The organism is Erwinia sp. AK-PDG3-5 (assembly GCF_056821705.1).
In genome coordinates this window covers 2,828,517-2,854,810 of record NZ_CM165967.1, presented here as the reverse complement: position 1 = coordinate 2,854,810, position 26,294 = coordinate 2,828,517, and the positions used below count along the sequence as shown (strand labels likewise).

General features: G+C 57.1%; 18 protein-coding genes. 5 read left to right on the top strand and 13 right to left on the bottom strand.

Annotation, left to right across the window (positions count from 1 at the left end):
* Window positions 1–14: 14 nt before the first annotated feature.
* The 3 genes from AC1UKS_RS13105 to AC1UKS_RS13095 all read right to left on the bottom strand — a co-directional run bounded on the left by AC1UKS_RS13105 (window position 15) and on the right by AC1UKS_RS13095 (window position 4,271).
* Complete coding sequence (locus AC1UKS_RS13105; protein ID WP_482433962.1) at window positions 15–1,292, bottom strand: MFS transporter; 1,278 nt, start codon at window positions 1,290–1,292, stop codon at window positions 15–17.
* Window positions 1,293–1,406: 114 nt separating this feature from the next.
* A complete protein-coding gene (gene treA, locus AC1UKS_RS13100) occupies window positions 1,407–3,074 on the bottom strand; it encodes an alpha,alpha-trehalase TreA (protein WP_265910186.1) in 1,668 nt (555 codons plus the stop codon).
* 183 nt (window positions 3,075–3,257) lie between these two features.
* A complete protein-coding gene (locus AC1UKS_RS13095) occupies window positions 3,258–4,271 on the bottom strand; it encodes a LacI family DNA-binding transcriptional regulator (protein ID WP_482433961.1) in 1,014 nt (337 codons plus the stop codon).
* Between the two features lie 260 nt (window positions 4,272–4,531).
* Here AC1UKS_RS13095 and ascF point away from each other — a divergent pair, with 260 nt between their 5' ends.
* Both ascF and AC1UKS_RS13085 read left to right on the top strand, forming a co-directional pair.
* Entirely contained in the window at window positions 4,532–5,989 is a 1,458-nt protein-coding gene (gene ascF / locus AC1UKS_RS13090; protein ID WP_482433960.1) for a PTS cellobiose/arbutin/salicin transporter subunit IIBC, read from the top strand.
* Window positions 5,990–6,003: 14 nt separating this feature from the next.
* Window positions 6,004–7,434, top strand: coding sequence for a 6-phospho-beta-glucosidase (locus AC1UKS_RS13085; protein WP_482433959.1), 1,431 nt, complete (start codon window positions 6,004–6,006; stop codon window positions 7,432–7,434).
* Window positions 7,435–7,490: 56 nt separating this feature from the next.
* On the opposite strand, the gene fumA is transcribed toward AC1UKS_RS13085, so the two are convergent.
* Entirely contained in the window at window positions 7,491–9,137 is a 1,647-nt protein-coding gene (gene fumA, locus AC1UKS_RS13080) for a class I fumarate hydratase FumA (protein ID WP_151037745.1), read from the bottom strand.
* Window positions 9,138–9,302: 165 nt separating this feature from the next.
* Window positions 9,303–10,814 (bottom strand): anion permease, encoded by a 1,512-nt coding sequence (locus tag AC1UKS_RS13075; RefSeq protein WP_041691971.1) that lies wholly within the window; start codon window positions 10,812–10,814, stop codon window positions 9,303–9,305.
* A 622-nt stretch (window positions 10,815–11,436) separates the two neighbouring features.
* Here AC1UKS_RS13075 and AC1UKS_RS13070 point away from each other — a divergent pair.
* The gene (locus AC1UKS_RS13070; protein WP_265910191.1) at window positions 11,437–14,214 is read left to right on the top strand and encodes a flavocytochrome c; all 2,778 of its coding nucleotides are present in this window, start codon (window positions 11,437–11,439) and stop codon (window positions 14,212–14,214) included.
* Window positions 14,215–14,872: 658 nt separating this feature from the next.
* Here AC1UKS_RS13070 and AC1UKS_RS13065 read toward each other — a convergent pair.
* From AC1UKS_RS13065 to AC1UKS_RS13030, 8 genes are all read right to left on the bottom strand, one after another.
* On the bottom strand, window positions 14,873–15,454 hold the full coding sequence (locus tag AC1UKS_RS13065; protein WP_482433958.1) for a nuclear transport factor 2 family protein: 582 nt from the start codon (window positions 15,452–15,454) through the stop codon (window positions 14,873–14,875).
* Window positions 15,455–15,578: 124 nt separating this feature from the next.
* Entirely contained in the window at window positions 15,579–16,067 is a 489-nt protein-coding gene (locus AC1UKS_RS13060; RefSeq protein WP_482433957.1) for a GNAT family N-acetyltransferase, read from the bottom strand.
* A gap of 85 nt (window positions 16,068–16,152) precedes the next feature.
* On the bottom strand, window positions 16,153–17,070 hold the full coding sequence (locus tag AC1UKS_RS13055; protein WP_482433956.1) for a DMT family transporter: 918 nt from the start codon (window positions 17,068–17,070) through the stop codon (window positions 16,153–16,155).
* Window positions 17,070–17,657 carry a TetR/AcrR family transcriptional regulator gene (locus tag AC1UKS_RS13050; RefSeq protein ID WP_482433954.1) on the bottom strand — a complete coding sequence of 196 codons (588 nt, stop codon included), beginning with the start codon at window positions 17,655–17,657 and terminating at the stop codon, window positions 17,070–17,072. Before AC1UKS_RS13050 ends, AC1UKS_RS13055 begins: the two co-directional genes overlap by 1 nt.
* Window positions 17,658–17,708: 51 nt before the next feature.
* Entirely contained in the window at window positions 17,709–20,747 is a 3,039-nt protein-coding gene (locus tag AC1UKS_RS13045; RefSeq protein WP_482433953.1) for an efflux RND transporter permease subunit, read from the bottom strand.
* Entirely contained in the window at window positions 20,744–21,874 is a 1,131-nt protein-coding gene (locus AC1UKS_RS13040) for an efflux RND transporter periplasmic adaptor subunit (protein WP_482433951.1), read from the bottom strand. The genes AC1UKS_RS13045 and AC1UKS_RS13040 overlap by 4 nt, the downstream gene beginning before the upstream one ends.
* A gap of 91 nt (window positions 21,875–21,965) precedes the next feature.
* Complete coding sequence (locus AC1UKS_RS13035) at window positions 21,966–23,153, bottom strand: sensor histidine kinase (RefSeq protein WP_482433950.1); 1,188 nt, start codon at window positions 23,151–23,153, stop codon at window positions 21,966–21,968.
* Window positions 23,150–23,842 (bottom strand): response regulator, encoded by a 693-nt coding sequence (locus AC1UKS_RS13030; RefSeq protein ID WP_013201778.1) that lies wholly within the window; start codon window positions 23,840–23,842, stop codon window positions 23,150–23,152. The genes AC1UKS_RS13035 and AC1UKS_RS13030 overlap by 4 nt, the downstream gene beginning before the upstream one ends.
* A 324-nt stretch (window positions 23,843–24,166) precedes the next feature.
* Between AC1UKS_RS13030 and AC1UKS_RS13025 the strand changes: the two genes are divergently transcribed.
* Both AC1UKS_RS13025 and AC1UKS_RS13020 read left to right on the top strand, forming a co-directional pair.
* Window positions 24,167–24,955, top strand: a complete 789-nt coding sequence (locus AC1UKS_RS13025) for a MipA/OmpV family protein (protein ID WP_482433948.1) — start codon at window positions 24,167–24,169, stop codon at window positions 24,953–24,955.
* A 372-nt stretch (window positions 24,956–25,327) separates the two neighbouring features.
* A complete protein-coding gene (locus AC1UKS_RS13020; protein ID WP_482433947.1) occupies window positions 25,328–26,293 on the top strand; it encodes an FAD:protein FMN transferase in 966 nt (321 codons plus the stop codon).
* Window position 26,294: the final 1 nt, after the last annotated feature.

The window sequence follows — 26,294 nt, the reverse complement described above, 5'->3', positions numbered from 1 at the left end:
GGCTTGAGGTGAGTCTAAGGCTTGAGGTCGTGCAGATGATCGTCGCGGTTTAGCGTCAGCAGCGCCAGCGCACTGATCGCCCCGGTGATCATCACATACCACGCTGGGATATAGATATTTCCGGTTTGTTTGATCAGCCCGGTGATAATCAGCCCGGCACAGCCGGAGAAAACGGCGTTAGAAAGTGAATAGGCCAGGCCCAGGCCGGTATAGCGAATGCGGGTAGGAAACATCTCGGCCAGCATCGCCGGACCGGGACCGGCAATCATCCCCACTACCGCACCGGCTATCAGCACGGCTAATCCTTTCAGCCAGAGCGCGGCGTCCGGTTGCTGCAACAGGGCCAGCAGTGGGTAGCTAAACAGCACCACCACCAGCATCGCCAGCAGCATAATACTGCGTCGGCCATAGCGATCGCTGAGCCTTCCCGCCGGTAAAATGGTTAACGCAAAACCGACGTTGCCCAATACCGTTGCCAGCAACGCCTGCTGAAAACTGGCATGCAGTGCGGTCTGCAACCACGAGGGCATCACCACCAGGAAGGTGTAGCCCGCGGCCGACCAGCCCATCATTCTGCCAATACCCAGTACGATGGCTTTCACGACTGAAGACAGCGGCGCGGGTTCAAGCTTCTGCGCTTTGGCAAAGGTGGGCGGCTCTTCCAGCTGTGACCGCAGCCACAGCGCTACCAGCCCCATCGGTAACGCCAGCAGGAAGGGAATTCGCCATCCCCAGCCTTTCAGCTGTTCGGGCGTGAGCAGCGCGGACAGCAAGGCCACCAGACCGGCACCTGCCAGTAACCCCAGCGCGACGGTGAAGGATTGCCACGCGCCGTAGCGTCCGCGTTTTCCCGCCGGGGCGAATTCGGTCATCAGCGCCACCGCACCACCAAATTCCCCGCCGGCGAACAGCCCTTGCAGCATCCGCAGCAGGGTCAGAAGCAGCGGTGCCGCCACGCCGACGGTAGCATAAGTGGGCATCAGTCCAATCAGAAAGGTCGCCAGCGTCATCAGCAGCAGCACCGCAATCAGCGTCGGCTTGCGGCCGATGCGGTCGCCGATGCGACCAAAAATCATCGCGCCAATCGGCCGACAAAAGAAGGCCAGCGCAAAGGCGGCGTAGGTGAGGATCAGGCTGGTCAGATCGCTCTCACCGTCCAGATGGAAAAAGTTAGCGGCGATCACCGTCGCCAGAAAGCCGTACACCGCGAATTCATACCATTCGATAAAGTTGCCAACCGATCCGGCAATTAACATTTTTTTCTCAGGGAAGCGAGAGTCAGTGGTATGCATAAAGGGAGGTCCTGGTGAGGGGGTTAACGCAGAGTGCCTTTTATAGCCACGGAAGAACAATAGGATAGGGTGATCACCGCGGCTGCCGACCGGCAGCCGCAAGGTTTGCAACGCTTACTGCGTTTTCGTTATATCACTCACGTTATTACAGGTACTGTTTTTCGGGCAGTAGAGGTCCATCAGCTTCAGCGTCACGCCGTTGGTCCAGCCGAAACCATCCTGCAACGGATATTCACCGCCACCACCGCCACCCAGCCCTTTACCTTCCACCACATATTTTTCAACCAGCTTGTGTTCCTTGTCATAGGTGGCCTGCACGTTCTGCAAGAAACGCATGCCGACATCCTTCGCCAGCGCCTGTTTACCGTAATTATTCAGTCCCTGAACCGCCGCCCATTGCAGCGGTGCCCAGCCGTTCGGCGCGTCCCACTGCTGACCGTTGTTAACGTTGGTCGTCGCCAGTCCACCTTCTTTCAGCAGCTGGGATTTCACCGCGTCAGCAGTGCGGGTGGCGTGCTCTTCCGTTGCCGCCTGCAGATACAGTGGGAACAGGGTGGCCGCCGTCAGCTGAGGACGGATGGTGGCTTTCTGCCAGTCATAGTCGGCATAGAAGCCCTGCTTATTGTCCCAAAGGTAGCGGTTGATTGCCGCCTGACGTTTCTTCGCCAGCGCGTCAAATTTCTTCACCGCATCGTCGTTTTTCGCCACTTTATTGGCGCGCGCCAGCGTTTGCTCCAGATGGAACATCAGCGCATTCAGATCGACCGGAACAATCCGCGTGGTATGGATGGTGGAGAGATCGCCCGGCTTATCAAACCAGCGCGAGCTGAAGTCCCAACCGGAGGCGGCGCCGGCACGCAGATCGCGGTACAGCTCAGCTTTATTGCGGTTGCTGGCCTTCTGCGCGGTGGCGATGTCATCCATATAGGATTCGGTACGCGGCACGTCGCGGGCATCCCAGTAGCGGTTCAACAGCGTGCCATCTTTCAGCTTCACCACGCGCTTGCTGGCGTCGCCCGGCTTAACGCTGTCGGCGTCCGCCATCCAGTAGTCGTACTCTTTCTGCAGCTCAGGCAGGTATTTGCTGTACGCGCTGTCGCCCTGATGCTGCGCCAGTAAATCGACCATCATGCTGAAGAACGGCGGCTGCGAGCGGCTGAGATAATAGCTGCGGTTACCGTTAGGAATGTGGCCGTAGGTATCCAGCTCGTGGGCAAAGTTTTCCACCATATCCTGCACGCGATCCCAGTGGCCGCTCTCGGCGAGGCCGAGCATGGTGAAGTAGCTGTCCCAGTAATAGACCTCGCGGAAACGGCCGCCAGGCACCACGTACGGTTTCGGCAAGGGCAGCAACGAATCCCACTGGCTGGCCTGCTGGGTCGAACGGGTCAGCACCGGCCAGAGGCCATTAATGTGTTCGCGCAGGCTCTGTCCGGACGGCGGAACATACTTTTCCCCGGCAGCAGGCAGGGTAAAGTTAGCCTCAACAAAATGGCGTAAATCAAAGTTGCTCTGTTTTTTCTGCATCTGCCAGTCGGCCAGAATCGACGTTGGATTGCTTTTCGGCACGGCATCGGCAAAGGTTTTTTGATCCGGGTAGAGTTTCGCCGCCTGAACCGCATGGAACAACGGCCCCAGCCGGATATCGGGTGGCTGAGGTGCACTACTCAGCAGATGTTGCCCGGCATCATTCTCTGCCGCATAGCCCGTTTGTGTCAGCGCTGCGACCATTAACGGCAGCACCAAAACCGCTTTCCATTGACGCTTCTCAACTCTCTGCATAGGTAGTTCTCCATGTCCAGACGATGGCTGTCTGTAAGTTATTGACCCTGAAACAAACTTTAGACGACTTTCTTTGGTCCTACCTCGGCTATGCCGGGAAATGTGAACTGGTCAGGGTTTTGCAAGTATCAAATCAGAAGCGGCATCAGGCTATGATGCCGCAGCGTAGGGAGTCAGTGTGGATTACAGAAACGGCCCGTCAGCGACCGAATCCCGGACAATCATCTCGGAGACAAAGGTGTTTTGCTTGGCTAAATAGCCCCCATCGAGCATCGATATGATCTGGCCAATCACCTCGTTAACCATCTCTTTGACCGGATCCTTGACGCTCGACAGGGCGGGGATCAAATAGGCGGCGGTAGGAATATCATCGAACCCCATCACCGACACCTGGGCGGGCACCGCGAACCCGGTCTCATTCAGTTTCTTCATCGCCCCGATCGCCATTTCATCATTACTGGCCAGCAGGGCGCTAAAGGCGGTATCGGTTTTCAGTAACGTTTCCACCGCGGCCGCGCCGCTGGCGGGTGACCATTTCCCGCTGACGATCAGTTCGTCGCGGACCGGCAGAGCATGATCCGTCAGCGCCTGCTTATAACCCGACAGGCGTTCCAGCGCGGTCGGCGAGTCCAGCGAGCCGGTGATAAAAGCAATCTGCCGGTGACCGCGTTCAATCAGGTAACGGGTGGCATTAAAGCTGGCGCCTTTATGGTCGCAGGAGATGCAGTGACTTTGGTGCTGGCGCAGTTTACGGTTCACCACCATCAGCGGCTTATTGTCTTTATCGATCAGCCGGTCCAGCGCATCTACCGATAAAAAACGCGGATAGATGATGATCGCGTCACAGCGCAGATCGTGCAGAAAATCAATCGCTTCCAGCTCCTCCTGCGCGCTGTTTTTACCATCCACCAGCAATAGCTGGCGGCCATTGGCATCGAGCTTTTTGGCCGCCTGCGAGATCAGTTCATTAAAGTAAGGGCCGTTATACAGGGTGTTAGTCACCACCAGGCCAATACACATTGATTTGCTGGTGGCCAGATTTCGCGCCAGCAAATTAGGCCGATAGCCGGCTTCTTCAATGGCTTTATAGACCTGCTCTTTGGTCTGCTGGCTGACGTAGCCTTTACCGGAAAGCACACGCGAAACCGTGGCCTTTGAGACGCCTGCTTTGGCTGCCACTTCCTGCATTGTTGACACAGGCCCCTCCTGGAAGAGTCAAAATGAAGCGTCATTTTACACATTCTGCAGCGCACGCGATGAAATACCCGCTAATAACGATCGCTGTCACATATTCAGAACGCCGTTTACCAAATTGATTGAAGTTTGCTCCTGAGTTGAACATTCTCGTGTGAAACCGGTTACCTCTTTTTCACAGCGTTGCGGATTAACGGCCATTAAGAGACCGTGCTCCTGCAGCCTGAACGCCTAACCCTATGAATTCTGGAGAATAGTCCCTGATGGCCAAAAACTTTGCACCTCTGGCGCAGTCGATAGTCGCTGCGCTGGGCGGCGTGGACAATATCGCCGCCGTGACCCACTGCATGACCCGTTTACGCTTTGTGGTTGTTCACGACGACCAGGTGGATACGGCAGTGTTGAAGTCACTGACCGGCGTGATGGGCGTGGTAAGCAATGATACCCAGTGCCAGGTGATCATTGGCAATAACGTCTCTCAGGCTTATGCCGAAGTGCAGAAACTGCTGCCCGCCGACGTCGCGGAAAAAGAGATCGCCAGCAACAAGAAATTCTCCTTTAAGCGCATTGGTGCGGGCATTCTCGATGCGCTGATTGGCACCATGTCACCGTTAATTCCGGCGATTATCGGCGGCTCGATGGTCAAGCTGCTGGCGATGATTCTGGAAATGTCCGGCGTCTTCACCAAAGCCGATCCGACGCTGGTGATCCTCAATGTTATCGGCGATGGCGCCTTCTTCTTCCTGCCGGTGATGGTCGCCGCCTCGGCGGCGGTTAAGTTCAAAACCAACCTGTCGCTGGCCATTGCCATCGCCGGGGTGCTGGTGCATCCGGCCTTTATCGATTTGATGGCCAAGGCTGCCCAGGGACAAAAAGTGGAGTTTATTGGCCTGTCGGTGACGGCGGTGAAATACACCTACACGGTGATCCCCGCACTGTGCATGACCTGGCTGCTGTCGTATATCGAACGCTGGGTGGATCGCATCACGCCGGTGGTCACCAAAAACTTCCTTAAGCCGATGCTGATTATGCTGATCGCCGCACCCATCGCCATCGTGCTGATTGGGCCGTTGGGCATCTGGATCGGGACCGGGATCTCTGCCGTGGTTTATACCGTGCACAGCTACCTTGGCTGGCTGTCGGTGGCGATCATGGGCGCCGCCTGGCCGCTGCTGGTGATGACCGGGATGCACCGCGTGTTCACCCCCACCATTATTCAGACCATTGCCGAAACCGGCAAAGAGGGCATGGTAATGCCGTCGGAAATCGGGGCAAACCTGTCGTTGGGCGGATCCTCACTGGCCGTCGCGTGGCGCACCAAAAACCCGGAGCTGCGCCAGACGGCGCTGGCTGCGGCGGCGTCCGCCATTGTGGCCGGCATTTCCGAACCCGCGCTGTACGGCGTGGCCCTGCGCCTTAAGCGCCCGCTGATTGCCTGTCTGATCAGTGGCTTTATCTGCGGCGCGGTCGCCGGGATTGGCGGCCTGGCCAGTCACTCAATGGCCTCGCCGGGCCTGTTCACCAGCGTGCAGTTCTTTGATCCCGCTAATCCGATGAGCATTGTTTGGGTGGTCGGCGTGATGGTGCTGGCGGTGGTGTTCTCCTTTGTTACCACCTTACTGCTCGGCTTTGAGGATATCCCGGTCGACGCGCCGCGTACCGCACAGAGTAAGCAGAGTGATGCCGTACCACCGGCGTCCCTTGCCGTAAAAACACCCTGATAGAGAGGAAAGTCATGTCAGCAACACAGTTTCCCGACGGTTTTTTATGGGGCGGCGCATTAGCCGCTAACCAGGCCGAAGGTGCAAGTTTTGAAGGTGGAAAAGGGCTGACAACGGTCGACGTCATCCCGCATGGTGCGCACCGTCTGGCGGTCAAAGTCGGATTAGAAAAGCGCGTTGCGCTGCGTGAGGATGAGTTCTATCCCAGCCATCAGGCGATAGATTTCTACCACCGTTACAAAGACGATATCGCGCTGATGGCCGAGATGGGATTCACCGTGTTCAGAACCTCCATTGCCTGGAGCCGCATTTATCCAAACGGTGACGAGCTGGTGCCCAACGAAGCCGGCATCGCCTTTTATCGCGATCTGTTTAACGAGTGCAAAAAGCACAACATCGAACCGCTGGTCACGTTGTGCCATTTTGATGTGCCGATGCATCTGGTTACCGAGTACGGCTCCTGGCGTAACCGTAAAATGGTCGGGTTCTTCGCCCGTTACGCCCGCACCTGTTTTGAAGCCTTTGATGGGCTGGTGAAATACTGGCTGACCTTTAATGAGATCAACATTCTGCTGGCCAGCCCGTTTTCCGGTGCCGGGCTGGTGTTTGAAGAAGGTGAAGACCCGGCGCAGGTGAAGTACCAGGCCGCGCACCACGAGCTGGTGGCCAGCGCACTGGCGACCAAAATCGCCCATGAGGTCAATGCGGAAAATCAGGTGGGCTGCATGCTGGCCGGCGGGAATTTTTACCCACGGACCTGCAAACCCGGGGACGTCTGGGCCGCGCTGGAGAAAGACCGCGAAAACCTGTTCTTTATTGATGTGCAGGCGCGCGGCGCGTATCCGTCCTATACCCGTCGTCTGTTCGCCGAAAAAGGCATTAGCGTGAAGATGGAAGAGGGTGATGGCGAGATCCTGAAAAATACCGTCGACTTCGTGTCCTTTAGCTATTACGCCTCACGCTGTGCTTCGGCCGATATGAACGAGAACAACAGCAGTGCCGCCAACGTGGTGAAATCGCTGAAAAACCCGCATATTCAGGTCAGCGACTGGGGCTGGGGCATCGATCCGCTCGGACTGCGTATCACCATGAATATGATGTATGACCGTTATCAGAAACCGCTGTTTCTGGTGGAAAACGGCCTTGGGGCCAAAGATGAGATTACCCCTGAGGGCGAGATCGTCGATGATTACCGCATCAGCTATCTGCGCGAGCACATTAAAGCGATGGGTGAAGCCATTGGCGATGGCATTCCGGTGATCGGCTATACCTCATGGGGCTGCATCGATTTGGTGTCGGCATCCACCGGCGAAATGAGCAAGCGCTATGGTTTTGTCTATGTCGACCGTGACGATCGCGGGCAGGGGACGTTAGCGCGAACCCGCAAGAAATCCTTTTACTGGTATCAGAAAGTGATTGCCAGTAACGGGGCGGATTTGAGTTAGTTCAGGCAAAAAAAGTGCCCTTACTCTGGAAAGAGAAGGGCACCGTTCAGATCAGCTTACTTAACGCATTTCGCGCACTGTTCCTGATGGATCTGCTGGAAGAAATCGTTGCCCTTGTCATCGACAAGAATAAAGGCCGGGAAGTTTTCCACTTCGATTTTCCAGATGGCTTCCATACCCAGTTCCGGGTACTCCACACACTCCAGGCTCTTAATACTCTGCTGCGCCAGCACCGCTGCCGGGCCGCCGATGCTGCCCAGGTAGAAGCCGCCGTGTTTCTGACAGGCATCGGTCACCTGCTGGCTGCGGTTGCCTTTCGCCAGCATAATCAGGCTGCCGCCCGCTTCCTGCAGCTGATCGACATACGAATCCATACGGCCTGCGGTGGTCGGGCCCAATGAACCGGAAGCATGACCTTCAGGCGTTTTGGCCGGACCGGCGTAATACACCGGGTGATCTTTAATGTACTGCGGCAAACCTTCGCCGTTATCCAGACGCTCTTTCAGCTTGGCGTGGGCAATATCACGCGCCACGATAATGGTGCCGCTCAACGACAGGCGGGTTGAGACCGGATGCTGAGAGAGCTGATCGAGGATCTCTTTCATCGGACGGTTCAGGTCGATATGCAGTACGTCGCCTTCGCCCTGCTCGCGCAGTTCCTCAGGGATATATTTGCCTGGATTGTCTTCCAGCTTCTCAATCCAGATGCCTTTACGGTTGATCTTGGCTTTAATATTACGGTCTGCGGAGCAGGAGACGCCCATGCCCACCGGGCAGGACGCGCCGTGACGCGGCAGACGCACCACACGGATATCGTGCGCAAAGTACTTACCGCCAAACTGCGCACCAAGCCCCAGCTGCTGTGCGGCAACCAGTAACTCTTCTTCCAACTGCACATCGCGGAAGGCCTGACCGTGCTCGTTCCCTTCGGTTGGCAGCCCGTCGTAATAGTGGGTGGATGCCAGTTTGACCGTCTTCAGGGTGCTTTCTGCCGAGGTGCCGCCAATGACAAAGGCGATATGGTACGGCGGGCAGGCGGCGGTGCCAAGGGTCAGCATTTTACCGATCAGGTAATCTTTCAGCTTCGCCGGACTCAGCAGGGCTTTGGTTTCCTGATAAAGGTAAGTCTTGTTAGCTGAACCGCCGCCTTTGGCGATGCAGAGGAACTTGTATTCATCGCCATCAACGCTGTAGAGGTCGATCTGCGCCGGCAGGTTGGTGCCGGTATTGATTTCTTTATACATATCCAGCGCCACGGTTTGGGAGTAGCGCAGGTTGTCTTCAATATAGGTGTTGTAGACGCCCTGAGATAACGCCGCTTCGTCACCGCCGCCGGTCCAGACGCGCTGGCCTTTCTTACCGCTGATGATCGCGGTGCCGGTATCCTGGCAGGTTGGCAGAACGCCTTTCGCGGCGATCTCCGAGTTTCTCAGAAACTGTAACGCCACATAGCGGTCGTTTTGACTGGCTTCCGGGTCGGCCAGCACCGCAGCAACCTGCTGCTGGTGGGCAGGACGCAGCATAAAGGAGGCGTCATGGAAGGCCTGCTGCGCCATCACGGTCAGCGCTTTCGGGTCAACCTTCAACACTTCCTGACCATCGAACTCGGCAACGGAAACGTGATCCGCCGTCAGCAGGTAGTATTCGGTATCGTCAGCGGCGAGCGGGAAGGGATTTTGATAGTAGAAAGGTTTATTCGACATTTTTTTCTCACTTAATGACGCGTTGCTGCGTGAGCAACAGGCAATATCATTGGCGACAGCATATTATTGGTTTTAGGCTTGCCGGCCCGCTAAGACCGGCAAGGGAAGAGATGATATAACAATTATTCAACATCTGCATGCTTCTGCGGCCGGGGCCGCAGCGGGTCAGAACATCATGACCATCCACGGATAACCAATCAGCATCAGGCCCGCCAGGAAGATGGCGCCGAAGATGGTGCCAAGGCGCCAGTAGTCTTTGGTTGGCAGGTAACCACTGCCGTAGTAAATCGGGCTTGGACCGGTACCGTACGGGGTGATAATCCCCATCACACCCAGTGATGTCACCATCATCAGGCAGTAGACCGGCATATTGATGCCCGGTATGGCAGCGGCGATGGTCAGCATGGCCGGCAGCAGCGCGGTGGTGTGCGCGGTGGTACTGGCGAACAGGTAGTGCAGCAGGAAGAAGGCCACCAGCAGCATCACCGCCGCCACCTGTGGGTCAATACCGGTCAGCAGCTGACCGCCTTCTTTACCTAACCAGGCAATAAAGCCGACGCGTGCCAGACCATCGGCCAGCGCCACCAGGGTGGCAAACCAGGCGAAAGTGTTCCAGGCCGGTTTGTTGCTGGTAATGTCGTTCCAGTTCAGTACGCCGGTCCACAGCATCAGCACCACCACCAGCAGCGCGGCCATGGCCGGTTCAATCCAGGCGGTGGCAAAAATCCACATCAGCAGGGCGCTACAGACAAACACCAGCAGCAGAATTTCGTTGCGTGACAGTTTGCCCAGTTTTTCCAGCTCGCCTTTCGCCCATTTCGGCACTTCGTCATTGATTTTGACTTCCGGCGGGTAGAACCAGTAAGCCAGCAGCGGCATGGTCAGAATCAGCAGCACGCCCAGCGGCAGGAAGGCGAGGAACCAGGTGCCCCAGGAGATTTCAAACCCGACGATGCTTTTCACCAGCGCCAGCGCCAGCAGATTGGGTGCCAGCGCGGAGAGGAACATCGAACTGGTGATACAGGCGGCGGTGATCGCTACCCACATCAGGTAAGAACCGATTTTGCGCGCGCTCGGATCGTTCGGTTTAGATCCGTACAGCGGTGGCAGGTTGGCGATAATCGGGTAGATGGTACCGCCGCTGCGCGCGGTGTTGGACGGGGTGAAGGGCGCCAGCAGTAAATCGGCGAAGGTAATGGCGTAACCCAGCGTCAGGCTGCGACGACCAAGATATTTCACCAGAATCAACGCCAGACGCCGACCAAACTGGGTCTTGTCATAACCGGCGGCAAACATAAAGGCACCGAAGATCAGCCAGACGGTGGAATTACCGAAGCCGCTGACCGCCCATTTAAATGACTCGGTGGCCATTTTAAATTTCGGGTTGGCCAGCTCGGCCGGGCTGAATAATAGCCACTGGCTAAACAGGGCGATTACCACCACCCCGGTCAGGCCGATTACCGCACCCGGCAGAGGTTCAAAGATCAACCCGACGATGACACCGACAAAGATAGCAAAGAAGTGCCAGGCATAGGGTTCCAGCCCGGCAGGCACTGGGGTCAGGAGCAACAGCACGGCGACCAGCACCGGCAGGAACATCATAATCAGCCGTTTTTTTTGTCCCGCTGGGGCTGGAGGTGCCGCGACGGGTTCACTCAAAGTTGATGTCGTTTTCATAGTATTTGTCTGCAAGTTGTGGAGAATGCGATTTAACGCCCCGGTTTGTCTACAGCCACTTTTTTTAGTTTCTTAATCGTTACTTTAGCTATTTTACCGTGACATTTGAGTTAATATCACTTCCTAATCTTACGTCTTCATATTCATATTAATGACAACGTGCGAATATAATGCGATTTACCCGTGACGCTAATTTTGATCTGGATCAATAAAATATTCTCGCCACCCTTAAATTAATATAAAAATACAATTCATTTAATAAAACGCATTTTTCTGTATCAAGTCGGCCACCTCTTCGCTATCGCCTTGAACTTAAAGACAGTAGATTTAATTTCTGAAAAAATCCACTAAGTTTTTATGTGTGTGATTTGTATGGGTTTATTTGGTATGTTAACGAGGGGTTGATTTTTTACTACTAATGATTAACAATTGAAGTTGGTATTTGAAGCGTGATCATCAATTAACCGACTTCAGTTCGTTTAAAAGTTTTATAACTAAAATTAACGGTTATATAAGAAAAGAAATTGTTATATTAACTGCATCACATCGGACCACTTAATTAAATGGAAAGTAACGCGTCCGCGACAGAATTAAAAACTTTTAAATCTTGGAGTTGATCATAATGCATACTCTCACCCCGATCCTGAATCCCCTGACTCTGCCCAACGGCGCGGTGCTGAAAAACCGCCTGCTGATGGCACCGATGACCACCTGTACAGGATTTTACGATGGCACCGTGACCAGCGAGCTGGTGGAGTACTACCGTGACCGTGCAGGCAGCATTGGTACGGTGATCGTGGAATGCTGTTTTATCGATCCTAAAGGCCCGGCTTTCCCCGGCGCCATCGCTATCGACAGCGACAACAAAATTTCCGGCCTGAGCAAAATTGCCCATGCCATCAAATCCAAGGGCTCGAAAGCGATCCTGCAGATTTATCACGGCGGCAGGATGGTTGAACCTGAGCTGATTGGCGGCAGAACGCCGGTTGCGCCAAGTGCCATCGCGGCCCCGCGTGAAGGGGCCACCACGCCGCAGGCGCTGACCGCGGAAGAAGTGGATGTGATGATCACCAAATTTGGTGATGCCGTTAACCGCGCGATCAAAGCCGGCTTTGACGGCGTGGAAATCCACGGCGCAAACACCTATCTGATCCAACAGTTCTATTCTCCGAACTCCAACCAGCGTGACGACAAGTGGGGCGGCAGCCGCGATAATCGCGCCCGTTTCCCGCTGGAAGTGTTGGAAATCACCCATAAAATGGCCGAACGCTTCGCGGATAATTCTTTTATTATCGGCTATCGCTTCTCGCCAGAAGAGCTGGAAGTCCCCGGCATTCGTTTTGATGACACCATGTACCTCTTGGAGAAGCTCGCCGCGCGTGGCCTGGATTACGTGCACTTCTCCGTCGGCCAGCTGCTGCGTTCCTCCATCGTCGACCGTGAAGATCCGACGCCGCTGATCACAAAATTTATCGCCATGCGCTCTGAAACCCTCGCCAAAGTGCCGGTGATTGGCGTCGGTGGCGTGGTGAATAAAGAAGATGCCGAAAGCGCGCTGGAACATGGCTTTGACCTGGTGGCTATCGGTAAGGCCTGCATCGCCTATCCGGACTGGGCCGATCGCATTACCAACAACGAACATCTTGAACTGTACATCGACAGCAACAAACGCGAAGCGCTCAACATTCCTGAGCCGCTGTGGCGCTTCTCGCTGGTCGACGCGATGATCCGCGATACCAGCACCACCGGCCGCAAATACAAAGCCGGCGTCTATCAGGAAAAAGTGGAAGCGGAAGCGCTGAAGCTGAAAATCAACGTCACGCTGGATACCGACCGTATTACCGACATCATTCTGGTGCCGGATGACTCGCTGGACGTGGACTTCACCACCACCTTTGAGAGCCTGCGCAGCCGCATCCTGGTGGCCAACAGCCCGCACGTGGACGCCATCACCGGCGCGACTACCCAGAGTGAAGCGTTGAAAAAAGCCGTTTCCCGCGCGCTGGCCACTTCCAGTAAAGAGCACGTGATTGAGGAAGGCGGCAACCCGGCGGCACCGGTGAATTACGATGTGGTGGTGATCGGCAGCGGTGGCGCAGGCCTGGCCGCAGCGATTCAGGCCAGCGATGACGGCGCTCACGTAGTAATCATCGAGAAGATGCCCACCATCGGCGGCAACACCATCAAGGCGTCGGTCGGGATGAACGCGGCAGAAACCCGCTTCCAGAAACTGAAAGGCATCGAGGACAGCAAAGACCTGTTCTATGACGAAACGTTGAAAGGCGGCAAATTCAAAAACAATCCGGTGCTGCTGAGAGAGTTCGTGGAGCTGGCGCCAGAAGCGATTGAATGGTTGGCCGCCAAGGACATTGAGCTGTGCGATATCACCATCACCGGCGGCATGAGCATTGACCGTACGCACCGTCCGGCTGACCGGTCTGCGGTCGGTGGCTTCCTGATCAGCGGCCTGGTGAAAAACATCAACAAGCGCGATATCGAAGTGCTGCTGGAAACCTCCGTGGCGGAGATTCTGGTTGAGAACGGTGTGGTTACCGGCGTGAAGGTGGTCGATGAATACAACGACACCCGCATCCTGAATGCCAAAAGCGTGATTGTCGCCACCGGCGGCTTCAGCGCCAACCGCGAGATGGTGGTGAAATACCGTCCTGAACTGGATGGCTTCGTCACCACCAACCATGCTGGCGCCACCGGCAGCGGCATCGCCATGCTGCAGAAAATCGGTGCCGACACCGTGGATATGGGCGAGATCCAAATTCACCCAACGGTGGAGCAGACCACCTCCTACCTGATTTCCGAAGCCATTCGTGGCGGCGGGGCGATTCTGGTCAGCCAGGCGGGTAAACGCTTCTTTAATGAGATGGAAACCCGCGACAAAGTGTCTGCCGAAATCATCGCCTTGCCGGAGAAAAGTGCCTGGGTGATCTTTGATGAGCAGGTTCGCCTGAATAACAAAGCGGCCGATGAGTATATCGCCAAGGGCTTTGTGATCAGCGCACCGTCACCGCAGGAGTTGGCGATTAAGCTGAACATGGATCTCCATGCGCTGCTGGCGACGCTGGAACGCTACAACCTGTTCGTTGAAAAACAGGACGATGAAGACTTTGGCCGTAAAACCGCGCTGCGTCATCCACTGAATCAGGGACCGTTCTACGCCATTCGCATTGCCCCGGGGGTTCACCACACCATGGGCGGCGTGACCATCAACCCGGACACCGCGGTGCTGGATGCGCAGAAACAGGTGATTGAAGGTGCCTGGGCGGCGGGTGAAGTGGTTGGCGGTATCCACGGCGCAAACCGTATCGGCGGTAACGCCGTGGCCGATATCATTATCTTCGGTATCCTGGCCGGTAAAAACGCCGCGGCGCTGGCACGACGCTAAACGCAGCCCGATATGTCAATCACGCCCCTGGCATCAGCTAGCCTGTTGCCAGGGGCGTTAAACGTAAAGGTCAACACAAGCTCGGGTGGCTCGGCGCCAGTATTGTGGATGTTTAAGTCAACACCCGCTCAGGTGGTATGGCGTCAGCATAGGGTGCCTTATCCGAGACGCCGTAAATACACCCCTGTAGGCTTGGCTGCGGCATCCCTGCCGCAGACACTCGGCTAAGGCACCCTATGCCGCCACCCAATAGCATTGGTGTCGATGGGTGGGTTTGGTGGATGCACAGGTCAAGGGCGAGCGCGGTGGCATGGCGTCGTTGATTGGCTTAGCGGGGCACAGTTTAAAGTCCAACGGCGGGAAAGGTGTTGACCTGTGCGTCCCCAATTGGCCATTCGATATTGAAGCTTGAGGGAAGGGAGAGAGGGGTGAAAAGCAAAGCATCGGCGACCGGGATGTCGCCGCTGAGCCCCCACGGACGGGTTTACGGCGACTTTGTGTTCACCCCTCTCTCCCTGACCCGATCACCCGAACATCCAGACGACATTCAGAACATCCAGGACACAAAAGTCAAAATCCCATGCGGTTTGGTGGACATTGCGGGTGAACGCAATGCGGATCGCCCCCTCCAATTGACGCGGCAATCAACATATCAGCTTCAGGCCGCCAGCCAACGCTTCGCCCCGGCTTTCATTTTTGCCTCAAGCTCACTGCCGCGCGTAGCAAATACGCGTCCGAGAGGAAATCCACTTTGCTCCAGCAGATAGGCCAGCGCGGCATATTCACGTGGATATTTCGCGACCACCGTCCGATCGATTTCAACCACCCCCAACGGGAAGGTGAAGGTGCCCATATCGTAAATGGACTGCCGGCGGAATAATTTCCACACTTCGTCACGTTTTTCGGCCAGATCGTAGAACCGGTTGTGACATTCACAGCCGATATTGAGTGTGACGTTCTCGCCGATAATCAACGCGTTTGTTTCCAAAATCGCTTTATCCCCACGCGCATTGAAGGTCACTACAGGAGATGCAATCAGGTGTTTGGTCCGCAGATTTGAAGCACCCATGCGCGCAGAACCCGCCACAAAGTCGCTGCCCAGCCCTTCAAACCAGATAATTTCAATCGTGCCGTCAGGATGAAACAGTTCGTTCAGCTGCTCCCACTCACCGAGATCGCGGTGCATCCAGCCATTGATCAGATCGTTCAGTTGTTGGCGGTCAAGAAGTTGGTTTTGCATGTTTATGCTTCCTTTAAAGTGATTGCATTTAGTCTGGTCCCCAATCATGAATCCAGCGCCGCCGTGCTGGCCTACCTTAACCACACCCGGAAAACCGATTTACCTGCTGAATGAAAACCCGCATTCATAACTCCATCAGGTAAAACCGGGTATCGACAACCATGCGCGGAAATGAAGCGGGGAGGTCTGACGCATCGACCAATGTGAAACCCTGTTTTTCATAAAAATGATGTGCAGCCAGAAACTTATCCGTGGTCCCTAAATAGATCCTGTGTACTCCCCGGGTATTCGAGGTGTCAATCAACCGCTCAAGCATTTGCCTGGCCACACCCAAGTCCCTGCCTCGCCATGGCGCTGCTACAAACATCTTACGCAGTGCCGCTTCGCCGTTGCCAATGTCTTTCAGAGCAATTGTCCCAATCACCTTTCCCTGCATCCGGGCAACCCAAAAATCACCGTTGCCCGTCTGATAAAAGGCCGGGATTTGCATCAGGTCAGGCTGATCCTCCGCCGTAATATTGATACCAAACTCCTGACGCTGGATTTGCACAATCATCGGGATCAACGCATCTTCATCACCCGGTACATATCGTTCAATACTCAGATTATCCATTCAGTAAACACTCATCGTTTGGTTGAAATGATGGCTCAAGTAACGGCCCGACTGGCCATACTAAAACGTCTGCTCCCGATCGACCTCATTCAGGCAAGGGGCGTTTGGCAAAAAATCGCACAGGCGCGGTGATCACCACCAGGCTGGCGACAATCAATGCAACGCCAGCCCATCCGTAAGGCGGCAGCCTTTCCCCGACCAGCACCACCGCCAGCAGCGCGGCAACCACCGGTTCCAGCAGGGTGATTGTAGTGGCCATGCTGGCGGGAATGCGCGCCAGGCCGTAGCCATAGCAAACGTAGCCAATAAACATCGGCACCAGCGCCATATATATTCCGACCGCTGCATTGTTCCAGGCAGCTAACAGCGGCGCGCCGGTCAGCAGCAATACCGGCATCAGCAGCAGACCCCCGGCACCAAATGTGGCACCCATCGCCGCGCGGGGCAGCACGTCGCACTGCATTAACCGCCGCGCTGACCACGAATACAGCGCATAGGTAAAGCCGGCCAGCAGTCCCAGGGCGATGCCCGCCATGGCGTAGCTGTTGCTGGCGCTGTGCCCGCCGCTTTCCGCCATGCACAGCAAGGCCATGCCGGCCACGCCAACCAAGGCGCCGGTCGCCCACTGCTTTATCAGGCGCAGTCCGTCAAGACGGGTTTCGATCAGCGCGGAGAGCAGGGGCGCAGAGCCGATGGAGATCACCGTGCCGACCGTTACCCCGGCATAGCGCATCGAGGTATAGAAGGCGAGCGGATAGACCGCGACCGCGAGGGCACCGGTCAACAGAAAAGGCCAGTGTCGGGCAATCAGGCGGCGCTGACGAATAATCGTGGTTGCGGCAATCAGCGCCTGCAGCAGTCCGCCAATGCCCATTGCTACCGCGCCCACCGCCAGCGGGCTTAGTCCGGGGGCATAGGTGGCGGCGGTGCCGGTGGTGCCCCACAGGATCGCCGCAATCAGCACGCCCGCCGTGCCGCCCAGTCGTTGTCCGGATGAAAGCATTAACAGGCCTCCATCATTTTGCCCGCCATGGCGGCGGCCTGGATCACGCAGTCACTGCGACCTTCCAGCCCGGCGCGCGAGATGCTGCCTTCCAGCAGAAACGCAAAATGCCGGGCCATTTCACCGGCAGCATCGGCGTCTCCACCGAGCAAATCGTTCAGATGCGCGGTCAGAATGGCTTCCACCTCTTCCTTGTGTTCACGCACCGCCTGACGTCCCGGCGATCCGGCCGGCAGCTCGGCCGCCGCGTTCAGCAGCCCGCAGCCGCGAAAGCCATTTTCATAGGCAAATTCGGCGTGATCCTCATAGGCAGCAAACACCGCCAGCACCCGATCGCGCGGGGTGATGGCGCTGGCCACCCGGTTTTTGTACAGCGACAGCCACTCGTCATGACGCACTCTGAGGTAGGTGGCCACCAGCGCATCTTTTGAGGCGAAGTTGTTGTACAGGCTCTTTTTGGCTACCCCAGCCCGCTTGATGATGGCATCAATGCCGGTGCCGTTGACGCCATGGTTATAAAACAGGACGCGTGCCGCGTTGAGCAGCTTTTCATAGGCGGATTCAGAACCCACAGGCAGGCCAGCCATAAGTCACCTCGTGAATAAGAGTAGGTAGACCAGTCTACCTACTCTGCGCGGTTAATCAACCTCAGTCTGCATCACCAGGCTCATCGACGCCGGCAGCACGGTCAGCGTCACCACCGTTGCCACTAACAGCCCGCCGGTAATTGCCCAGGCCATCGGGCCCCAAAAAACCTGATGGGATATCGGGATCATCCCGAGGATCGCCGCGCAGGCGGTAAGCATAATCGGACGTGAACGGTTCAGCGCCGCCGCAATAATCGCGGCGTCATGCGCCATGCCGGCACGGGTATTGTTATCCACTTCGCTAATCAGGATCACCGCATTGCGGATGATCATTCCGGTCAGCGCGATCACCCCCAGCAGGGCGACAAACCCCATCGGGGTGCCCGACGGCAGCATCGCCATCACGATGCCAATCAGGCCAAAGGGTGCCATCAGCAGCGCCAGAAAAAGCCGTGAAAAGCGCTGCAGCTGCACCATCAGCAGCACCAGCATGATGCCCAGCGTCACCGGCAGCACGGCAAAGATCGAGCCGTTGCCTTTGTTCGATTCGGCCACGGTTCCCTGCTCTTCGATGCTGTAGCCCGAGGGCAGCGAGGTGCGGAAGTGGTCAATGGCCGGTGCGAGGCTGTCCGACAGGGTTTCAGCCCGCACGCCGGGTGCCACATCGGTCTGTACGGTAATAAACGGCAGCCGCTGGTGTCGCCAGATCACCGGATCGTCAACCAGCCACTGTGGCGTCGCCACCTGTGCCAGCGGGATCTTCTCACCCCGACTGTTGGTAAACAGCATCCCGGAAAGCGCGGCCAGGTCCTGCCGATCGCTGTCGCTGCCGCGGAGCACAACGCCAAGCTGACGGTTACCCTCACGCAGCGTGGTGACCTGCTTACCTGACCAGTAAGTGTTCAGCCCGTCGGCGAGACTTTCCGAAGACAGGCCCGCCGCCCGCGCCGCAGTCTGGTTAACAAGCAGGTTGGTTACCCGCTCGGGCTCACCTGCCGTCAGATTCACATCGCGGGTCAGGGCATTTTTGCCGACCACTTCCGCCAGCTGACGGGCAAAGATGCCGACGGTGTCGTTATCCGGTCCCGTCACCCGGTATTTAACCGGCCAGCCCACCGGCGGCCCCAGCTCCAGAGGCGACACACGGGTGGTGATATCGCTGAAGTGCTGACTCAGAATCGCCTGTAGCTGGCTGCGCAGGCGATCGCGGGCGGCGAGGTCTGTCGCCACCACCACCAGCTGCGCGGTATTTTCATTGTCGTTGAGCACGTCCATCGGCAGATAGAAGCGGATCGCGCCGCCGCCGATATAGCTGCTGAAACGATCGACGTTGTGATTGCCCTTCAGCCGGGCTTCCAGATCGCTGGTTCTGCGGGCGGTCTCCGCCTGAGAGGCATTGGCGGGCAGGTTCAGGCTGACCAGCAGCTCGGGACGATCGGAGGCCGGGAAGAATTCCCCCTGCATAAAGGTGGTTCCCCAAGCCGACAGGCCCAGCAGGCACAGCGCGATGCCAATGGTCAGCAGGCGGTGGCGCAACACGCGCTGGAGAATTCTGCGATACCAGCCGACGAGTTTGCCTTCTTTTCTGACGTGCCCCTGCAGGGATTCGGCCAACATCCAGCTGCCGATCAAGGGCGAAAACAGTATCGCCACGCCCCAGGAGCACAGCAGCGAAATCAGCACCACCGCGAACAGGGAATAACAGTATTCCCCGGCGGCGGAGGCGGCAAAACCGACCGGGATAAAGCCGCTGATCATCACCAGCGTGCCGGTCAGCATCGGAAACGCCGTGGTTTCAAACGCCACCGTCGCCGCCCGCCAGCGGCTGTCGCCCGCTTCCAGACGGGTGACCATGGTTTCCACGGCGATCATCGCATCATCGACCATCAGGCCGAGGGCAATGATCAGCGCACCCAGTGAAATACGCTGCAGCCCGATCCCCGCCAGCTGCATACCCATAAAGGTCAGGGCCAGCACCAGTGGGATAGCGGCCGCCACCACCAGGCCTGCCCGCATGCCCAGCGAGAGAAAAGATACCGCCAGCACGATGGCGATCGCTTCCAGCAGCACCCGGACAAAACTGCCGATCGCCTGCACCACCACCTGGCTTTGATCGGCAACCCGCACCACCTCAATGCCGTGCGGCAGCTGCTGCTGGATCGCCGCCATCCGTTGGTTCAGCGCCTTGCCGAATGCCGGCATATTGCCGCCAGCGGCCATGGAAATGGCCAGCCCTATCGCCGGCTCACCGTTTACGCGGAAAGCCGGCGCTGGCGGGTCAGCAACATCACGGGTGACGCTGGCAATATCCGCCAGCGGGATATAGCGACCGGCAATATTCAAGGTCACCCGGCGCAGACTCTGTTCTGAGGTAAACGCCCCGCTGACCCGCAGCGCGATATTTTCACTGTGCGTCCTGAGCGTGCCCGCTGAAACCACGGCATTCTGCTGTTTCAGCGCGTCCGCCACCCGATCGGCGGTGATCCCCATGCCCGCCAGCTTGTGTAAGGAGAAGGCCACGGTGATCTGTTGCTCCTGGACGCCAATCAGCCGGATTTTGCCCACGTCCGTCAGGCTGGCCAGGCTGCGGCGAACCGTTTCAACCCGGTCGCGCAGCTCCTGCGGGCTAAACCCCTCGGCGGTAAAGCCGTAGATAGTGCCCCAGGTGTCATCGAACTCATCGTTGACCGCCGGGGTACTGACGCCATCAGGCAGGGAAGGCGTCAGGTCCTGCAGCTTCTTTCTGACCTGATACCAGATATCTGCCACCGCATTGGGCGGCGTGTCATCGCGCAGGTTGACGAACAGGGTGGTTTGACCGGCGCGCGTTTCACTTTCCACAGAGTCCAGATGCGGGATCTCCTGCAGCTTTTGTTCCAGCGGATCGGTCACCAGATTGACCATGTCCGTGACCGTCGCCCCGGGCCACTGCGCACCGATCACCGCCGTTTTGATGGTGAAAGCAGGATCTTCATTTCTCGGCAGCTGCTCAAAGCTCATGATGCCCGCAGCCATGATTAACAGCATAAAAAACACCATCAGCTGCTGGTGGTTCAGCGCCCAGCGGGAAAGATTGAATTTGGCGTTCATGGATTCGGCTCCCCAACACTCACTTTCTCGCCATCGCGCAGATGACTGACGCCGGCGGTCACCACCGTCTCACCGGGTGCGATGCCGGATTTCACCAACACCGCGTCCACGGTGAAGCTGTCGACCACCACCGGCCGCAGGTGCACGGTCTGCGTGATGCGATCGACCACGAATACCGCGGCGGCGTGTTGAGAACGGGTCAGCACCGAGGCCGGAAGGCGGATGGCAGACTGTCCCGGCAGGGTTATCTGGCCCAGTACGCTGGCCCCCAACGCTATCGCGTCCGGCGGATTTTTCAGGGTGACGCGGATGCGCCAGGTGCGGGTTTGCGCATCGGCCTGCGGGCTGACGTCACGCAGCGATCCGCTGACCTGAACCGCCGGATTGGCCAGCAGGGTGATCAGGAAGGGTGTGCTGGCGTTTGCGCTGAACAGGTGAGGGTCAGCGACATCAAAGACGGCATCGCGGCTGCCTGAGGTGGCGAGCGTCACCACGGTCTGGCCTTCGCTGACCACCTGCCCGGCAGAGGCGCTGACGCTGGTGATAATGCCGTCTTCCGGCGCGTTCAGCGTGGTCCATGACAGGGTTTCACGGGCATTGCTGAGGGCAGCCTGACTGCTCTTCAGTCGGGCGGCGGCGGACTGCCAGTCTGATTTCGCTGTATCCAGCTGGACGCGGGCAATCGCGCCCTGCGGCATCAGCAACGTCATTCGCTTCAGGCTGAGGGCAGCCAGATGTTCGGCAGCCGCAGCACTTTGAACGTCTGCCTGGGCGCTGAGCAGCTGATTGTGGCTGCTCTCACTTTCGATGGTCGCCAGCGCCTGTCCGGCATGCACCCGGTCGCCAACGTCAACCGATCTGGCGGTGATCCTGCCATCGAGGCGAAAGCCCAGCGTGATTTGATCGTGGGCGCGTATTTCGCCGGTCTGGCTCAGTGACATACCCGACTCAGGAGCGGGGGCCAGGATAAAGCGAACGGGGCGCGGAAGCGCGACCGGCACCGGGGATTTTTCACCACAGCCGCTCAGTGAACAGGTTACCGTCAGGATAACCAGCAGGGTGTTTATTAGGCTAACGGCCAGGGCATGCAGTGTTTGTCTGACGAAAGGGATAATCAACGCGGTCATGGTTATCGTCCTGAAACTGAATCGCGTCAGTTTCAGGACGATCTGTCCAGAATCGCCGTATGTTTTATCAAGATGGGGTCAATTTCTGACTTTATTGCGCATTTCTATCCCGGTTGGTGGGAAGCATAACCGTTATCAGCAGGCCGCCGTCGTCCGGCAGCGTTGCAACCACATCGCCACCGTGCGCCAGACAGATGGCGCGGGCAATCGACAGACCCAGCCCGCTGCCGCCCGAATGCCGCGCCCGTGAGGAATCGGCCCGGGTGAAGCGGTCGAACAGCGAAGGCAGAAAGTCTTCCGCCACACCCGGCCCACGATCTTTAAAACAGATCGAATGCCGGTCGCCTTTGCATTCCAGCCACACGCTAAGGCGTCGGCCCTCGGCGGCATAGCGCAGGGCATTCTCCATCACGATAGTGAACACCTGCGCCAGACGGAAGGCGTCCCCGGTGATAATGCAGGGGGCCTGTTCTTTGATGACGATCGCCATGCCCAGCGCTTCCGCCTGCGGAGTCAGCCAGTTCGCCCGCTCGTGCAGCAGCTCGGTGATATCCAGGCTCTCATGATGCAACACCAGCTGCCCGGCATCCGCCAGTGAGAGCAGGTGCAGCTCATCGGTTAAGCGGCTGAGATGCTGTAACTGCTTCATCACCATCTGCAATTGCTCAGGCTCCGGCTGGAAAACCCCATCCAGCATGCCCTGCATCCGGCCGATGGCGGCGGTTAATGGCGAGCGCAGTTCATGGGCCATCGCCACGTGCGACGCCTGCAGCTCACGATCGTACCTCTCCAGCTGGGCGGTCATGGCGTTAAAATCGGCGGTAAACCGCACCAGCTCGGTCGGGGCATTTTTTATCTGTGCCGCGCGGGTAGTAAACTCGCCGCGTGCCACTGCGCCCGCGGCCAGCACCAGGCTGCCAAACTGTGCAGATAACGGACGGGCGATACGCAAACCGACCAGGGTTATCACCGGGATCATAATGACAATCATCACCCCCAGCGCAATCCAGTCTGGCGAGGCGATAGACGGCACCGAATACTGCAGCCCCCAGCGATCGTCCATAATCTGATGGAAGCGGGCGGGATTGAGGGAGGGGTTGTGAACCAGGTTCTGGAACTCATGTTTCAGCGCCGGAGACATCCGCTGCATGATCCACATATTTTCCAGCGCAAACCGCAGCCACATTAACGCCGCGATGATGACGATGGTGCCAATCGCCAGCGCCAGGATGCGCATACAGATCCAGCGCCATAAAAACTGATGGGAAATTTTACTCATGGCTGTCTGAACCGGTAGCCGACGCTACGCACATTGATCAATACCTCGCTGATGCCCGCCAGCTCCAGCTTTTTGCGCAGATTATAAACGTGGGTATCGACCACCCGCTCCAGCGCTTCGCTGTCCGGCAGGCATTTTTCCAGCAGTTGCAGGCGTGAAAATGCACGGGTAGGGGATTGCATTAAGGTGGTGAGCAGACAGAATTCGGTCGGCGTCAGGTCCAGCAAGGCGCGGCCCGCTTCGCTGCCCACCGTGGCGGTCATGGATTCGCTGTCGACTTCCAGCCCGTTCCAGCGCAGCCGCTCATCCGCCAGCGCCGCCGGGACGCCGCGCCGCAGCACGGCGTGGACGCGGGCGACCACTTCTCCGGGATTGTAGGGCTTGACCACGTAGTCATCGGCGCCGTAACGCAGCGCGCCAATTTTGTCATGCGCTTCGCCCATCGCGGTGACCATAATCACCGGCACGTGGCTTTTTCGCCGCAGCGCAGCCAGCACTTCGGTACCATTCAGGCCGGGCAGCATCACGTCCAGCAGGATCAGATTCGGTTTCCACTGGGCGACAACATCGAGCGCGCGCAGCCCATCACCGACAATGGCGACCTCAAAATGGTCTCTTTTCAGATAGGCCTCCAGCACGCTGGCGGCATCCGCATCATCTTCAACGATCAGAATTCTTTTTGACTGCATCGCTGCACCTTGACTCTTTCTTGATAATCATCTGCCAATATAATATTGGCGTATTTATAATTTACTTATCAACACATCACGCATTAAATAAAGTGCAACAGTCATTTGATTTGTATTAAGCGGCTGCCGGTAAAACTATTGCCTGAAATTAAAAGCAGAGTACAACAAAACAATCGTCATCAATAGCACTATTTTTCTGTGAAATAATTCGGTCTTGACACGTTCTTAATAAATAACCGACCGTCTGTTGATAACGGGCGCTCATCATCAACTCATTCCAGGGACCCTGAGTCAGGGTAAGATAATCCGACATGAGTGATTGTGATGAAGCCGATAAATAGACTGTGGCCTTTAGCCTCCCTGCTGTTAATTGCCCAGAGCGCGTTAGTGCGAGCCGATCAGACTGCACCGGCCGATCCCAGCCTGATGGTGGGCATCGGCGCGGTGAATACGCCGCGTTACAGCGGTTCCGACCAGCGTCAGTGGCAGATTGTCCCGTTGGTGCAGGCGCGCGATGGGGCGTTTTTCTTCGATTCGCAAAAAGGTCTGGGTTACGACCTGCAGGCGGATAATGGCCTCTATCTGGAACACACGCTGGGCTATAACCTCGGGCGGTCAGACGACAACAATGCCTGGCGAGATGGCTCCGATAAACTGAAAGGCATGGGCAATATCAGCGCGGTGGCCAATACGGCGATCGCCGTTGGCTGGCAGGCCACGCCGTGGTTTTCCGTTGAAGGTAAAGCCACCCTACCGCTGACGGATTCGCAGGGCGTGCAGTATCAGGGCTCCGTCACGCTGCTTCCCTGGCAGACCCGCAGCGACACGGTGGCGTTACAGACGGCGGCGCTGTTTGGCGATGCCCGCTACAACAATACCTTTTATGGCGTCAACCGACAGCAGAGCGAGCGCAGCGGCTATGCAACTTATCACACCGGCGGTGGCTTCTACGGCATGCAGTCGAGCCTGACCTGGAATCATCAGTACAGCGCGCAGTGGGGCAGCATGCTGATCGGTAATTATACCTGGCTGGGTGATAAGGCGGATGACAGCCCGATTGTTTATCGCCGGAATGAATTTACCGCCATCGCCGCCATTACTTACAGCTTCTGATTTACCTTAAGGCCGGTTTATTACTTCGTTAACTTTTACCCGGGATGAAATAAATGACAAAGCGGTCAGTGGAGCAGCCAGTAATTCACCGGTCACGCCATCCTTCTACAGCATCGTTGCCGGTTGAAAAGGAAGTCGGGGAAGGGGAAGTGTTGTGCATAATAATTATTTGCTACCTGCTGAGTTATTTTATTCTGTACTTACTGTTGGCGTGAAGGCAGAGCGGTGAATAACCCGATGTTAATCCTGATAAAAGAATCTTAAGCCTCACCGGTTATCGATCACCCAGTAATGCGGATGGCAAAACCCAGCAGAAAAACCTGCGCCGTGGCACAATGTCAGCCCTATCTGGGCAGAAAGCAGGAGCGCAGCATGTCATCTGACACCCACGTCTATTCCTACTCCGCAGTGCTGATGGGTTCGCCGATCCTTCTCAAACTGTTTGATCATAATGAAGCGCTGGCCGGCGCGGTGTTCAGAGTGATCAAACAGCAGGAGATTTTGCTGACGGTTAACCGGCCGCAGTCAGAAGTGATGTCGGTCAACCATGCCGCCGGCGTCGGTCCAGTGGTGGTCAGCCAGCAGGTGTTTGACCTGATTGCCCGCGCCAGAGCGGTCAGCGTATTGCCGGACAGCCTGTTTAACGTCACCATCGGCCCGCTGGTCAAACGCTGGAAGATCGGTTTTCACGGCGACAGCGTGCCGCCGGCGAAAGAACTTCAGGCGCTGCTGCCGCTGACCGATCCGCAGCAGGTGATCCTCGACCCAGCGGCCCGTTCGGTGTTTCTGACACAGCGCGGGATGGAGATCGATTTGGGGGCCATCGCCAAAGGCTATATTGCCGATCGGGTGCGGGATTTCCTGCGTCAGCAGGGCGTTGAACATGCGCTGATCAATCTCGGTGGCAACGTGCAGACGCTGGGCGGAACGCCGGATAGCGAGGCGCCGGGCTGGGGCATCGGCCTGAAGAAGCCGTTCGGCGCGCCGGAAGAGCTGATTGGGGTGATTACCGTCAGCGGCAAATCAGTGGTGACCTCCGGCGTATACGAGCGCTACTTCGAGCTGGCGGGCAAACGCTACCACCATATTCTCGACCCGGCCAGCGGCTATCCGCTGGATAATGAGTTATTGAGCGTTACGGTGATTTCTGAGGACTCGATCGACGGGGATATCTACACCACCTTGCTGTACGGAATGGGCGTTAAAAAAGGCCTCGACTATCTGGCAAACAGACCCGACATCGAAGCCGTTTTTGTCACCCGCGACCGTCAGGTGATCTGCTCTTCCCAGCGGCAGTTTAGCTTCACGCTACTGGACGCGGATTTTCACGCCGTTTAAG